Genomic DNA, 12,174 nt, shown 5'->3' with positions numbered 1-12,174 from the left:
GGTGGCGATTCCCACCCTAACTTAAATCTGACGTCAGACTCATAAATGACTGGGAACGGGAGATCAGCTGATCCAGTACCGGCGAATGAGGGTCCCGTCGCTCCAGGTCGGAGTCGATTCCAGCCGACCTCCGCAGGATTCGATGATGCGTTGCGACCCGGTGTTGGTGTCGTCGCAGGTGACGAGGATGTCGCCGATACCGACCTCTCGCGCAATGGGTATCGAGCGCCGCAGGATCTGTGTGCCGTAACCGCAGCGCCGATACTGCCTCAGCACCGCATAGCCGATGTGCCCGCCGCGCCTGCGTAGATAGTCATTGAGGGTGTGACGAATCGATACCCGCCCGATGACCTCGTCCCCGGCGGTTGCCAGGAGGAACGTCTCGGGGACGATGCCGGCTGGCAGGTTGATGCCCCGTCGCAGGTTCTCCAGAGTCGCAAGGTATTCCGGCCACGACATCGCGGGCGCGAGCCCCAGGGCGAAGTCGAATCCATCATCCCGGGCCATCTCCCGATGTGCGGCACGAACAATCCGCTCATCCGACGCCCGTGGCGGACGCAGACGCACGCCCGCGGTCAACGGTTCATATGACTCGTTTGTCACCGACACTGGTGGACCATATGCGCGGACCGCTACCTCGTCGACCGAATATTGGGTGCGCAGCGCCGGGCGTCCGAGTTATCGGAGGATGGCCCTGAATAGGAGACCCAACCCCGGGTACTCGACCGGTGTTCATCGAATGAACCAGGTCAGGAGCACACCATGAGCGCGAGCGGACTCACCGGCGAGATCAACCATCCATTCACGATCAATCCCAGCTCGGACCAGATCACGGTGGTGCCGGGCGGGGAATCGGTCCGTGCGGGTGTGAGCGTGACACCCATCGGCGACGCCGGGACCGGCACGGCGCGCGTCGTCGTCGGGGTCGGTCCCGAATCAGGTCTGACCTTCAGTCGCAGCGAGCTGACGGACAACACCGGGGCCAGCTACCCGGCAGGCACCGACTCCCGAGACGACACCCTCTCCTTCGATGCCGTCACCATCGACTCCGCATCGAACCAGGAGCTGTACATCGAACTGAAGGCCGACGAAAACGCCTCACCGGAACCGTCCACCGTCACCTTCGCCGTCGGCTCCGCCACCTGCTCGGTACCGGTCAAGATCGAGACCCCCGACTCCGACTAGCCGGGCCAGCGGGTTCGAGCGAACCCGAGGCGCAGCCCGGTTCGGTCAGTCTTTCCCAAAGGTGTTTCGCACCACTAGGATTCGAACATGGCTCGACGACGGTACGTCGCGCGCGGCGTGCCAGGGGGCTACCGCGTGTGGGACAACAAGGCCCTCCGGTGGTGGGGTGACCTATACGAGTTGTGCCCCGACGAGCTGGTGGCAGAACTGAACGATTCTCACCGCCCGACGCGGATCACCGAACTCACCCGGCAGGCTCGGGCCCGCAAACGCTGACTCTTGCTCGCCAGCGGCGGGCTACAGCGACGATGTGGTCAGGACCGCTCGAAGATGTGGTGAGCGTCGGCGATTGCCATGTGGCCGAAGGCGATCACATCACGTCTGCGGGTGAATGGGTTGCGGTAGAGGGATATCCGGGAGCTGTTGCGGCGCAGTCGGAGTGCTTCGTTGATGATGCGGTGCCAGCGGTCGGGGAAGGTGTTCAGGGCGTGGCGGCCTGCGCCGTCTTTTGACGTGATTCTGCCGGTGGCGAGGGTGTAATGGAGTCGGGCGATGCCGGTGACCGTCCAGACCGTGCCGAAGTCGGTGAGTAGGCCGAGTCCGGGTTTGCTGATGAGCCGAGCCGCACGAGATAGACCGTTCGCCCAGTAGTCATCGAGGTTGCGGTTCTGCCAGACGGCTAGCGCGGCAGGATCGGTCCATACATCGAGATCGTCGATACCCGGACCGCGTAATGCCACGCCGTGCTCGGCGAGGGTATGCCAGCTGACCGGAGTGTGTCGGCCTGCAATAGATTTCGGTTGCATCAGTCCTTGGAGGACGGTCGGACGGCCGATGGCCGACGCCGGGCCCGCGGTGAGGTCATTCCAGGTGAGGTAGGTGCCGTCGAAGTACGGTCGACGACTCTGCTGACGCAGCCTTGTGTGAACGCGTTGCAGCGCAGCGTTATCCGCAGCGTCCGGCGGATTCGTAGTCACGGCGACGAAATCGATGTCGCTCGCTCTGGGGCGGAAATCTCCGAGCGCCACAGACCCTTCGAGGTAGAGACCTTCGATCAAACCGGGGGATTCAGCGTCGGTCAGCGCGAGATAGGACTCGACGATCTCCGTGACGATCGAGGGTATCGGCATGGCTTCGAGTTTGCCCGAACACGTCCCGTAGGATCAGCCTCCGCACCTGACTGTTCGACGCTCGCGCGCAAGTTTGTCCTGTTCACCGGGCTCGGCTGTGTGGCATCGTGAACCGACGAAGGAGACTGCCGTGCTCTCACGCACGATGCTGACCGCTGGCGCTGCGGTCGCCATGGTGGTGATGTGGTGCCCCGGATATGCGGGTGCACGAGAGTTTCCCGGGGGTGCGCAGTACGTTGCGCTTGGTAGTTCCTATGCCTCGGGGCCGGGGCTGCCTGACATGGTGGATGTTGGTTGTGCGCGGTCGGGGCATAACTATCCGCATCAGGTGGCGGCTGCGGTGGGGCTGGAGTTGGTTGATGTCACCTGTGCCGGTGCGACCACGGCGAATATTTTGCGTACGCCGCAGTCGTTGGCCGGCGGTAGGGCCGCACCCGTGCAGGTGGAGGCCGTCACCGAACGCACACAGCTGGTGAGCGTCACCATCGGTGGGAACGATCTCGGGCTGGCGGGGTCGATGATCAAGGCGAGTGCGTGTGCGCGATTGCTCGAGAGCGTTCCGGCGTTTTGCGAAACAGCGGCCGGTACGAAGCCGCATACGCAGGGCGACTTCGATGCTGTCGAGAGTTCCATCGTCGCCGTGGTGCGCGCCATCGAAGAGCGGGCGCCGCAGGCGACCGTGATGCTGGTGCAGTACTTGCCCGCGCTTAATCCCAGTGGCGCAACATGTTCGGCGCTGACGATGTCCGCCTCGCAGGCCGCCAACATCCGGCGAACCTACGACGGGCTCGTGAGCGCGACCGAACGTGCGGCCCGCCGGACCGGTGCGACAGCGATCGCTGTGCCCGACGCCGACGCGCATTCCGCGTGTGCAGACACTCCGTGGGTCAACGGCCTGCTCGATCCGCTGACCGCACCGGGAGGTTTGGCCGGTGTCGCGGGCAGCGTCCACCCGAATCTCGCGGGCGCCACGGCTGTTGCACACGAGATCATCGCCAGACTTTAAAGCCCGCTGAATGGTCAGCCCGCGAACGACGCCCCCTGGGGCAGGTGCTCAGCCGGGCACCCGGCAGACTGGGCGAATGGGTTCTGGTTCGTCAGCTCGGCCGTCGCCCGCGGATCTGGCCGCGGCGCAGGACAAGACGATTCCCGATGTGATCGGGCCCGGCTTGCGGGTGTTGTTCTGCGGCATCAATCCGGGTCTGTGGTCCGGGGCCACCGGAATTCACTTCGCTCGTCCGGGGAATCGGTTCTGGCCCGCACTACATCGGTCCGGCTTCACGCCACGGCTGTTGCAGCCGAGCGAACAGCATGAGCTGCTCGGGCTGGGCTTGGGAATCACGAATGTGGCCCCACGCGCGACCGCCAAGGCGGACGAGCTGACCGCCGAAGAGTTGCGGGTCGGCGGACGTGCTCTGGTCGAGCGGGTCGAGCGGTATCAGCCCCGGGTACTGGCTGTGCTCGGGATCGGCGCTTACCGAACGGCTTTCGGTCGTCCGCGCACCACTGTCGGCCCCCAAACCGAGCGGATCGGTGAGACCGCGGTGTGGGTGCTGCCCAACCCGAGCGGGCTCAATGCCCACTACACGCTCGACGCTCTCGCGGCAGAATTCCGCGCACTGCGCGAGGCGGTCGGCACCGAGTGACCGAAGGTGGGCGCGGTCTCGGACGTCGGCTTGCCATCGAGCCAGTTCAGGAGCGCGTCGTAGACGCTCTCATGGTTGAGCAGGCTGAAATGGTTTGCGCCGGGCAAATGTAGGCCGTTGGCGTCGTCGAATCCGATGCGGCGGGCACGGTTTCGTCCGGAGCCGCTGCTGGGTAGCACCAATCCGTCGCCGATGATGCGGCCCAGCGGGTGCCGTGGACTGCGGGTGATGGACGCCGTGACGAAGTAGTGGTCGGCGCCGGGCAGCAGCGGAACCTCTTGAATAGCCTTGAGCCGCAGCGCATCCGCGTCGAGGTCCTGCCAGTCCTCATCCACCAGCGAGCCCTGCCGCAGATCGCGGATTCCGGCACTGCGCCGACGCAGCAGCCGCGCGAACGGGCGCGTCTCGGGCACCTGGTTCAGGGCTGCGGAAAGATGGTGTGCCATCTGTTCCAGCGGCGCGCCCAGATGTGGTGAACCCAGGCAGACGATCTGGCGGACTCGCCGTACCCAGCCCCGCTGTTCGGAGTCGGCTCGGTGGCACGCGCCGCGTGCGATCAGACCGCCCATCGAATGACAGACCAGGGCGATCTCCTCGACCTCGACCGGCCAGTTCGCGACAAGTTCGTGTAGGAGCGTGTCGAGTTGGCGGGCGTTGTCGGCGATGTGCAAGCCGCTGTTGTAGCGCACCATGAGGGTCGTGCGGTCGAGATCGGAGTCTAGTCGCTCGGCGTAACTCGGTCTCCCACCGAGCCGCCATGCATGCTCGGTCTCTACCAGCCCGTGGAGGAAAACCACGATCCGCGGGCGCGGATTCCCCACTACCGCGCCGATTTCATCGGCGCCGACAGGCTCGCCGTCAACGCGAAAAGTCATGGGCGAGGCCAGGATCGGCCGCTCCTGCTCGAGACTGTCGCCGATCAGACCCTGAAGCGCGGCGATCAGGCCGGAGCCATATACGGTGCGCGAGGGTGTGGGAAGCGCGGAAACCTCCGCCGCGAGTTCGGCCACTGATCCGGCCGCGACCGCGCCACCACTGACCGTTCGATATACCCCGAAGGTGATGGCGTCGTGCACCACCTTGAACGGCTTCGCGGCCGGGCCGACACCCCACGACACGGCCGCGAAGACATGATCGCTGACGGCGCGGTGCGTGGTCGCGATCCCGTCGATCGCACCGCCCAGTTCATCGCCCGCTAGACGCGCGAGCGCCCGGATCTCAGCCCGCCGCTGGCTCATCGACTCCACCATCAATTCAGTGTACAAGTGTGCACTGAATTGTGCGTGTTGAAGACTGGACTGACATTGCTAACCCCGGGAAGACCGCATGCCTGCGGACCGTGCCAATGGTCGGCTGATGCCGCGGGTCGCTCAACCGCCAGTGTTTCCGGGGAGCAGCGGGCGCATAAAGGTTCGCTCGTAACGAAGCACACAGCCGCTTTCATCTCTGATGCGATCGGCTTCGACGAAGTCGGGGTCGATGCCGAAATTCGCACGGTAGGTCTCGTAAGCGGCGAGGCTGGAGAAGCTGAACAGCGCCAGGGCTTTGTCGCTCGCACCCTCGGCGGGAAGGAAGTAGCCGTGGTGTGTGCCACCATGGCGCTCGACCAATTCCATCCACCGTTTCGCGAAGCATTCGAAGGCATCGATCTTCCCGGCGTCTATGACGTACTCGACGACACAAGTGATCACGTCTCAACATAGCAACGCTCGCGCATCCGCGGCATGAATGTTCTTGGGCCACAGTCGCCGTCGTCCCGCTGGTTCAGCGTTAGCTATCCGCTCACGTAACGCGCGGTTGACGCGAGATTGGGCGGACTTCCGTGTTGCTGTCGAACCAGCTGCCTTGATAGAGGCCAACCTTCCCGTCGTTCCGCCATTCGATTGTGAAGCTGATGGTTGCCTCGAATGACGCCGTGTGTGATATCTCCGCGCTGGGTCAGGGTGCGGGCGGGTCCGGAGAATGTGTTGCCACCGTCGTCCGAGGACACCAGTACGTGGAATCCGAGCGGGTTATCGGTTGTGCCGGAGGGGCGCTGATTCACGTCCCAACCGGTCAGCAGGATGGATCGAGCCGGGTGGGATCGCCGGTGCGGTCGCCATCCCGGAGATGGTGAGGATGGCGATGGTGCCGAGCATGAAGAGTCCTGCGCACAGTAGCCGTTTCAACCGGAGGTGACACCGTGATGTGGGTGCTGCCCAACCCGAGTGGACTGAGCGCCCACTGCACACTCGGCGCTATCGCTATGGAATTTCGCCTACGGCGTGAGGAAGTCGAAAGTGACTTCGGTGCAATATAGGTGGTCATTCGATCCGGGGCGCGAGGTATTGCAGGGTATAGCTTGTGCCGGAAGGGGCTACGCGGGCGATGCCGGGAGAGTCGAGATGCGCACCGGCCACGAAATGATTTGGTAGGGAAAGCCGTTCGAGCAGGGCTGCTCGCGCGACTCGGGCTTTGGCTTGGTCGCTGTCGAATTCCCAGGACACCTCCGGCTGGTCGAACTGGAGCGTCGGAACGTGCACGGTGTCGCCCCAGATAAGGAGATGGCCCGCGCTGCTGGTGATTTCGTAGACCGTGTGACCGGGCGTGTGACCCGGTGTCGGGACAGCTGTGGTCCAGTCGTTGATCGCGATCCGCTGCGAGACGGGTACGACTCGGTCCCGAAGCGGCTCGAGGCGTCCGGTGAATACCCCGGCATCGCCCTGGCCGATCCACACGCGCTCGAGTTTGGCGAACGCCTCCGAACCGTCCGGTGTGATCAGCCCGCTCACATGGTCTTCGTGGTTGTGGGTTATGGCCACATCGGTGATCTGGGCGCTATCGATGCCCGCTTCGTCGAGCGCGGCGTAGATCAATCCCATGGTGGGGTCGTGCCAATTGTCGGACGCACCGGTATCGATGAGAACCGACCGCGTGCCGTCGGTGACGTAGAAGGCGTTGACCGAAAGCCGCAGGTTGTCGCCCACCAGCGGCACGGCGACCGGCAACACGGGGAGTGTGCGCCCTTGCTCGTCGCGGAGCCGGGTCGGCGGCATATCGATGTACCCGTCTCGCAACGAGATCACCTGCAGCTCACCGAATTCGAATCGGGCATGGTGCCGGCCACTCGAGATCAAACGCATGGAAACTCCGTCAGGTTGGCGCATATCGCGTGTCTTCAATAGAAGACTGTATCTTCTTTAGAAGAAATCTACACTGTGGGCGGCGAACGCACCCATCGATCGAGGAGCACGGTGAGCGAGCGAGACGACAACGCGGCCGAACCCCCGCACGATGACGAGCGGGCCGACGTGTTCGGCGGCAATGTGCGGCGACGTCGTGAGGCGGCGGGCCTGACCCTGGAACAGCTGTCCACTCGGTCATCGGTCAGCAGGGCGATGCTGTCCAAAGTCGAACGCGGAGAGAAGAGTCCGACGATCGGCGTCGCGTCGAAGATCGCCCAGGCGCTCGACGCGTCACTCTCGGCCCTGATCGGCGGTCCGGCAGCAGCACCCGGGGTAGCGGTCGTCATGCGCAAGCATGAACGCGCCGTATTCCGTGATCCGGAAACAGGTTTCGAGCGGCATATGGTCTCGGCGGCTCCCGGTGCGGCCGGAGCCGAGATGATCGTCCACTACCTCCCCGCGCAGATCTCCACCGGACTGCTGCCCGCGAATCCGGCGGGCACGGAAAAGCAGCTCATGGTGCTCGACGGCACCCTCACAGTCTTGATCGGCGGAATCACCGAAACCCTGAATGCCGGTGACTCGCTGTTCCTTCAGGCGGACACCGCCCACAGCTTCGCCAACCACACCGGCACGCCCTGCCGATACATCATGTTCATCTCCCGCAGGTCCTGACTTTGCCGAGGCGCGCCGCCGTCAGTGTTCGAAGTAGTCCTGAACTCCGTTGTGGGGAAGCGGTTCCGAGGGCGGCGGGGGAGTGGGTGCATCCTGTACAGGCGCTGCCGTTCGGGTGACCGTCATGGCAAGCAGCGCCAGGACCGTCACGATCAGCACGTGCGCGGTGAGCATGACCAGCATGGGGAGCACGAACCCCTCGTTGGTGAGAGCGCCATGGTCGCCGAGGCAGTACAGGGTGTAGTTGGTCGAGGTGCCTTCGGAATCATGGAAGGTATCCGAGACAACCATGGGCTCGGTGCCGGAGGAACAGAACAGCGGTGCGGTGAGCTTTGCCTCGCCGGGCCAGATCGCCACGGGCACAACGGTGCTCAGGGTACCGACGAATAACCCGGTCGAAAGGGCTGCGAGTACACGTGGCATCGGCTATACCTGCTGGACTCGGAGGAAAGCGCCGGTGTGGTCGAATTCCGCGACCGCTTCCGAACGGGCGGAGACGATATTGGCCACGATGCGGATATCGCGGCCGAAGCGGCTGACCACCAGCGCGGTGACCTGGCCGTCGGGGATACCACTGTGGGAACGGGCGGCGTCGACGATATCTTCGATTCGGGACAGACCGGGAACCTCGCCGATGGTGAAATTCTCGGCGTCGAGGTCATCGAAAGCTGATACCCGTGCCGGAGTCGGGGCACTGAGATCGCCGAGGGTGAACGAGTAGTCGTCCATCGTGCGCGCCGGCCCGGGTGGGCGGACGCGCAAGCGAACGGTGGGCTCGCGCGCCGTGAAATCGCCTCCGGACAGGAACCTGGTCACCTGGGCGGGCTGATTGTTCAGGACGAGCCGGAACCCGCTGGAGTTCGGCGCGGTGAGCAGCATGACGTTCACGGTGGGGTCGGTCACCCCGAGTTCCCGACCCAATGCGGCAACCGCGGCTTCGGGCAGCGCGCTGACCAATCCGCCACCGCGCGTACGAATCCGGTCCTCGAAGTCCGCGCGGTCCACCGCCCCGATGCACGCGCTGGTACCGCAGAGCACGGCCGCGCAGAGCAGGATGCGGAACCAGTTGCCACGGTGCATGTCCCGAATGCTAAGCGTTGCGAGCCGATTGCGCCGGGGAGGAGATCGCTCCGCCGCCCGCATCTCTCGACAAGCCCGAACTAGCGTCTCTTGAAACAGATACCACGATCTCGTATAGTACGAAATCGTGGTATCTGAGATGAACTCATCCGACTGGTCGGCGGTGCTGGCGGTGCAGCGGGCGACTCACGCCACCCTGCAAGTGCTCTCGGCGCAGCTGGTCGACCTGGATTTGACCCCGTCCGAGATCAACGCGTTGGCAAATCTCGCCGACGGCCGCGGGCGCACCGTGTCCGAATTGGGCGCCGCCGTGGGTTCGCGACCCACCACGCTTACCAGCGTGCTGGATCGTCTCGAGCGGCGTGGCCACGTCACTCGGGGGAACCGCCCGGGAGATCGCCGGGCGGTTCTGATCGAGCTCACCTCGTCCGGACTGGAAACAGCCGCCATCATCCGGAAAGCCATCGCCGATCTGGAGCGCCGCGCGCTCGCGGGACTGTCCGCGGAGGCGGTCGCGGGTCTGCGCGCCGCATTACAAGCCCTCACAGAGGTGTCCCCATGATCTCGCCACACTCCGAAGCACCCACCGAATTCGATGATTTGATGGCCGAAGTGATGACCACCGCCGAGCGGTTCGGCCACCGCGAACACGTGCATCTGACGTGGCTCGCCGTTCGCCGCCGCGGCGTGCCCGCGGCAATCGACTTGATCAGCAACGGTATTCAGCGAACCGCACGCTATGCGGGCGCGCCGCAGAAGTACAACGTGACGGTCAGCCGCGCCTGGGTGGAACTGGTCGGGCACCACGCGATCGATTCCGGTGAAGCCGATTTCACCGCGTTCGCCGATCACCATCGCGTTCTGCTCGACAAGCGCCTGCTGACCCGCTTCTACCGACCGGGAACCCTGGCTTTGCCTCGGGCAAAGCGTGATTGGGTCGAACCGGACCTGCGGCCCTTCCCCTGGCACGAATAACAGTCTGCGCCAGGGATGTTCACCTTCGCGGAGGGAATCGATGTCAACCGATAACGCGGGCACCTTGAGCCCTTCCCAAGAAGCGCGACTGCGCGAAAGCATCGGTCGCCAAACCCTGCTCGGCACACTGGGAATCGGCATCACGAGCCTGGCCCCCGGTCGCGTCGTCCTCGAACTACCGTTTCGCGAGGACCTGTGCCAGCAGAACGGTTTCGTGCACGCCGGTGCCATCACCACCCTGGCCGACTCGGCATGCGGTTACGCCGCCATGTCATTGCAACCGCCCGACCGTGACATCCTCACCGTGGAGTTCAAGGTCAACCTCATGAGTCCCGCTGTAGGACAACGGTTTCTGGCGACCGCGACGGTGGTGAAGTCCGGCCGCACCCTCACCGTCTGCACGGCCGAGGTCGTATCCGACACCAACGGCGCAGGCCCGGTCGCTCTCATGCAGGCCACTCTCATGGCGTTGCCGACCTCCTAATGGATTCCCGTACTGGTCTTCTGCGGGGCTGTGGAAGCGGCGCGGATGGAGCTGTGGTGGAGTCTGACCCCCACCACGAGCACAAGGAGCAGCACCGCACTCGTGCCCCAGGTTCCGAAGGCCAGTCCGCCCTTGTCGTGCGGTTTGGACAGCAGATCGCCGACGGTCGCGCCGAGGGGACGAGTGAGGATGAATGCTGTCCAGAACAGCAGCACGCCGGAGATCGGGGTGAGGTAGTGCGCCGCGAGAATGAGAGCCATGATCAGGGCGATGAGCGCGGCGCTGCCCCAGTAGCCGAGGTCGGAGCTGTCGGACAGATAGTCACCGACCGAGGTGCCGAGCGTGTTGGACAGCAGAATCGCTGACCAGTAGAGGATTTCGCCGCGCCGGGTGGTGATCGCGGAAACGTCGTAGGTCTGCCCGCTCAGCTTCCAGATGGTGAAAACGATTGTGAGACCGGTGATCAGGACGACCGCGCCGCCGCCGTAGCCGAGTCCGCCGTCGGTGGAGGTGTCCGAGCCGGGCCCGCGATTGAGCAGATCGGAGATCGTCGTGCCCGCCGTGCTGGTGGCGGCGATGACCGTCCAATACAGGGCGGGGTGAAAGCGGTTCGCACGCAATTGGATCAGCAGACTGATCGCGAAGATCGCCAGGAACAGCACCGAGGCGGCGGCGTAGCCGAGGTTCAGGGTTTGCGCGAGCAGATCGCCGCCGGTCTCACCGAGGGTGGTGGCGGCGATCTTCAGAATCCAGAATCCGGCGGTGACCTGTGGGAGCTTGTAATCGCCCCGGATTGCGGTGGCCATCATCCGTGCAGTCCGAAGTACGCCAGGCTGCCCACGCCCGCGATGAGGCTGTAGATCGCGAACGGGGTCAGGGTCTTGGTTTCGAAGTACGCGGTCAGGAATTTCACCGAAATGTAGGACAGCACACCGGCTACCACCGAGCCCGCCAGTGCGGGGCCGAGGATGTCGTGGTTCTCGGGCTTGAACAGTTCCGGTGTCTTGAGGACACCGGCGGCCAGGATGACCGGGGTCGCGAGCAGGAACGCGAAGCGGGCTGCGTCCTCGTGTCGCAGGCCCTTGAACAGTCCGGCGGCGATGGTCGAGCCGGAGCGGCTGATTCCCGGGCACAGTGCGGCGATCTGCGCGGAACCGATGAGTACGGCGTCCCGCATCCCGAGCTTGGACAGCTGGGTATCGGAGGCTTGGTCGTGATCGACGATCGGCAATACCGTGGTCTCCAGAGTGGACAGATCCGCTGAATACCCTGTCGGAGTGGCTATTTCGGTGACTTTCGGTTCACGCCTGCGCAGCTTCTCGGCGGACAGCAGAACAATTCCGTTGATCGCCAAGAAGATCGATGTCGGAATCGGGGTGCCGAGATGGTTGCGCACGGTCTTCTCGAGTGCCAATCCGGCCAGCCCCACCGGGATCGTGGCGACGATGAGCAGCACGCCCAGCCGTGCCTCGGGTGTGCGAATCCGGCGCGTACGCACGGCATCCCAGAGTCCGCCCAGGATCCGTACCCAGTCGCGCCAGAAGAAGATCACCAGGGCGAGTGCGGTGGCCACATGCATGGCTACCAGCAAGGCCAGGTAGGGAGAGTTCTTGGCGGACATATCCAAATCCTTCGCCCATTGCCCGCCGATCCAGGCGGGCAGCAGAATGCTGTGCCCGAGACTGGAAATGGGGAACAGTTCGCTCACCCCCTGGAGCGCGCCGACGACGATGGATTCCAGATAGCTGATGGCCATGCACAGTCCTATTCGGTGAGTATGAGCGTGCTCGACGACCCGCAGTGGGTTGAAACCGTCTGCGGGCCAAAGTGATTAG

General features: G+C 64.4%; 17 protein-coding genes. 8 read left to right on the top strand and 9 right to left on the bottom strand.

The window, feature by feature from the left end; translation table 11 throughout:
• Window positions 1-63: 63 nt before the first annotated feature.
• Window positions 64-579: a GNAT family N-acetyltransferase gene (locus tag ACFC0O_RS21390; protein WP_375960383.1), complete on the bottom strand. Its 516-nt coding sequence runs from the start codon at window positions 577-579 to the stop codon at window positions 64-66.
• Window positions 580-762: 183 nt separating this feature from the next.
• On the opposite strand from ACFC0O_RS21390, the gene ACFC0O_RS21385 reads away from it, so the two are divergent.
• Window positions 763-1,185, top strand: a complete 423-nt coding sequence (locus ACFC0O_RS21385; RefSeq protein ID WP_375960381.1) for a hypothetical protein — start codon at window positions 763-765, stop codon at window positions 1,183-1,185.
• 87 nt (window positions 1,186-1,272) lie between these two features.
• Entirely contained in the window at window positions 1,273-1,461 is a 189-nt protein-coding gene (locus tag ACFC0O_RS21380) for a hypothetical protein (RefSeq protein ID WP_375960379.1), read from the top strand.
• A 38-nt stretch (window positions 1,462-1,499) separates the two neighbouring features.
• Here ACFC0O_RS21380 and ACFC0O_RS21375 read toward each other — a convergent pair whose 3' ends face one another.
• Window positions 1,500-2,243, bottom strand: a complete 744-nt coding sequence (locus tag ACFC0O_RS21375; RefSeq protein ID WP_375960377.1) for an aminoglycoside adenylyltransferase domain-containing protein — start codon at window positions 2,241-2,243, stop codon at window positions 1,500-1,502.
• 217 nt (window positions 2,244-2,460) lie between these two features.
• On the opposite strand from ACFC0O_RS21375, the gene ACFC0O_RS21370 reads away from it, so the two are divergent.
• Together ACFC0O_RS21370 and mug are read left to right on the top strand one after the other, a co-directional pair.
• Complete coding sequence (locus ACFC0O_RS21370; protein ID WP_375960375.1) at window positions 2,461-3,321, top strand: SGNH/GDSL hydrolase family protein; 861 nt, start codon at window positions 2,461-2,463, stop codon at window positions 3,319-3,321.
• A 76-nt stretch (window positions 3,322-3,397) separates the two neighbouring features.
• Complete coding sequence (gene mug, locus ACFC0O_RS21365; RefSeq protein ID WP_375960373.1) at window positions 3,398-3,961, top strand: G/U mismatch-specific DNA glycosylase; 564 nt, start codon at window positions 3,398-3,400, stop codon at window positions 3,959-3,961.
• On the opposite strand, the gene ACFC0O_RS21360 is transcribed toward mug, so the two are convergent.
• The 3 genes from ACFC0O_RS21360 to ACFC0O_RS21350 all read right to left on the bottom strand — a co-directional run bounded on the left by ACFC0O_RS21360 (window position 3,898) and on the right by ACFC0O_RS21350 (window position 7,083).
• Window positions 3,898-5,211 (bottom strand): lipase family alpha/beta hydrolase, encoded by a 1,314-nt coding sequence (locus ACFC0O_RS21360; protein ID WP_375960371.1) that lies wholly within the window; start codon window positions 5,209-5,211, stop codon window positions 3,898-3,900. The two genes, mug and ACFC0O_RS21360, sit on opposite strands and share 64 nt — an antisense overlap.
• A gap of 120 nt (window positions 5,212-5,331) precedes the next feature.
• Window positions 5,332-5,652: an NIPSNAP family protein gene (locus ACFC0O_RS21355; protein ID WP_364647468.1), complete on the bottom strand. Its 321-nt coding sequence runs from the start codon at window positions 5,650-5,652 to the stop codon at window positions 5,332-5,334.
• A 612-nt stretch (window positions 5,653-6,264) separates the two neighbouring features.
• The gene (locus tag ACFC0O_RS21350; protein WP_375960369.1) at window positions 6,265-7,083 is read right to left on the bottom strand and encodes an MBL fold metallo-hydrolase; all 819 of its coding nucleotides are present in this window, start codon (window positions 7,081-7,083) and stop codon (window positions 6,265-6,267) included.
• A 111-nt stretch (window positions 7,084-7,194) separates the two neighbouring features.
• On the opposite strand from ACFC0O_RS21350, the gene ACFC0O_RS21345 reads away from it, so the two are divergent.
• On the top strand, window positions 7,195-7,800 hold the full coding sequence (locus tag ACFC0O_RS21345) for a helix-turn-helix domain-containing protein (protein WP_375960367.1): 606 nt from the start codon (window positions 7,195-7,197) through the stop codon (window positions 7,798-7,800).
• A 21-nt stretch (window positions 7,801-7,821) separates the two neighbouring features.
• Here the strand turns inward: ACFC0O_RS21345 and ACFC0O_RS21340 are convergent, their stop codons facing one another.
• Together ACFC0O_RS21340 and ACFC0O_RS21335 are read right to left on the bottom strand one after the other, a co-directional pair.
• Entirely contained in the window at window positions 7,822-8,157 is a 336-nt protein-coding gene (locus tag ACFC0O_RS21340; protein WP_375960365.1) for a hypothetical protein, read from the bottom strand.
• Window positions 8,158-8,226: 69 nt separating this feature from the next.
• Window positions 8,227-8,880, bottom strand: coding sequence for a hypothetical protein (locus tag ACFC0O_RS21335; RefSeq protein ID WP_375960363.1), 654 nt, complete (start codon window positions 8,878-8,880; stop codon window positions 8,227-8,229).
• A 139-nt stretch (window positions 8,881-9,019) separates the two neighbouring features.
• Here ACFC0O_RS21335 and ACFC0O_RS21330 point away from each other — a divergent pair, with 139 nt between their 5' ends.
• The 3 genes from ACFC0O_RS21330 to ACFC0O_RS21320 are packed head-to-tail and all read left to right on the top strand — an operon-like array spanning window position 9,020 to window position 10,339.
• The gene (locus ACFC0O_RS21330; protein WP_375960361.1) at window positions 9,020-9,442 is read left to right on the top strand and encodes a MarR family winged helix-turn-helix transcriptional regulator; all 423 of its coding nucleotides are present in this window, start codon (window positions 9,020-9,022) and stop codon (window positions 9,440-9,442) included.
• A gap of 53 nt (window positions 9,443-9,495) precedes the next feature.
• Window positions 9,496-9,855 (top strand): hypothetical protein, encoded by a 360-nt coding sequence (locus ACFC0O_RS21325; RefSeq protein ID WP_375960786.1) that lies wholly within the window; start codon window positions 9,496-9,498, stop codon window positions 9,853-9,855.
• Between the two features lie 40 nt (window positions 9,856-9,895).
• Complete coding sequence (locus tag ACFC0O_RS21320) at window positions 9,896-10,339, top strand: PaaI family thioesterase (protein ID WP_375960359.1); 444 nt, start codon at window positions 9,896-9,898, stop codon at window positions 10,337-10,339.
• Here the strand turns inward: ACFC0O_RS21320 and ACFC0O_RS21315 are convergent.
• On the bottom strand, window positions 10,336-11,148 hold the full coding sequence (locus ACFC0O_RS21315; RefSeq protein ID WP_375960357.1) for a hypothetical protein: 813 nt from the start codon (window positions 11,146-11,148) through the stop codon (window positions 10,336-10,338). The genes ACFC0O_RS21320 and ACFC0O_RS21315 overlap by 4 nt on opposite strands.
• Complete coding sequence (locus ACFC0O_RS21310) at window positions 11,145-12,101, bottom strand: undecaprenyl-diphosphate phosphatase (RefSeq protein ID WP_375960784.1); 957 nt, start codon at window positions 12,099-12,101, stop codon at window positions 11,145-11,147. Before ACFC0O_RS21310 ends, ACFC0O_RS21315 begins: the two co-directional genes overlap by 4 nt.
• Window positions 12,102-12,174: the final 73 nt, after the last annotated feature.

The sequence above is a fragment of the Nocardia sp. NPDC056100 genome (assembly GCF_042266325.1).
Classification (GTDB): Bacteria; Actinomycetota; Actinomycetes; order Mycobacteriales; family Mycobacteriaceae; genus Nocardia.
This window is presented reverse-complemented; position numbering and strand designations above follow the sequence as displayed.

Bases quoted from the DNA above. Each gene is read 5' to 3' on its own strand.
- ACFC0O_RS21370 (WP_375960375.1), top strand. From the start codon at position 2,461: ATGCTGACCGCTGGCGCTGCGGTCGCCATGGTGGTGATGTGGTGCCCC.
- ACFC0O_RS21360 (WP_375960371.1), bottom strand. From the start codon at position 5,211: ATGGTGGAGTCGATGAGCCAGCGGCGGGCTGAGATCCGGGCGCTCGCG.
- mug (WP_375960373.1), top strand. From the start codon at position 3,398: ATGGGTTCTGGTTCGTCAGCTCGGCCGTCGCCCGCGGATCTGGCCGCG.
- ACFC0O_RS21325 (WP_375960786.1), top strand. From the start codon at position 9,496: ATGACCACCGCCGAGCGGTTCGGCCACCGCGAACACGTGCATCTGACG.
- ACFC0O_RS21350 (WP_375960369.1), bottom strand. From the start codon at position 7,083: ATGCGTTTGATCTCGAGTGGCCGGCACCATGCCCGATTCGAATTCGGT.
- ACFC0O_RS21315 (WP_375960357.1), bottom strand. From the start codon at position 11,148: ATGATGGCCACCGCAATCCGGGGCGATTACAAGCTCCCACAGGTCACC.
- ACFC0O_RS21335 (WP_375960363.1), bottom strand. From the start codon at position 8,880: ATGCACCGTGGCAACTGGTTCCGCATCCTGCTCTGCGCGGCCGTGCTC.
- ACFC0O_RS21320 (WP_375960359.1), top strand. From the start codon at position 9,896: ATGTCAACCGATAACGCGGGCACCTTGAGCCCTTCCCAAGAAGCGCGA.
- ACFC0O_RS21380 (WP_375960379.1), top strand. From the start codon at position 1,273: ATGGCTCGACGACGGTACGTCGCGCGCGGCGTGCCAGGGGGCTACCGC.
- ACFC0O_RS21330 (WP_375960361.1), top strand. From the start codon at position 9,020: ATGAACTCATCCGACTGGTCGGCGGTGCTGGCGGTGCAGCGGGCGACT.
- ACFC0O_RS21385 (WP_375960381.1), top strand. From the start codon at position 763: ATGAGCGCGAGCGGACTCACCGGCGAGATCAACCATCCATTCACGATC.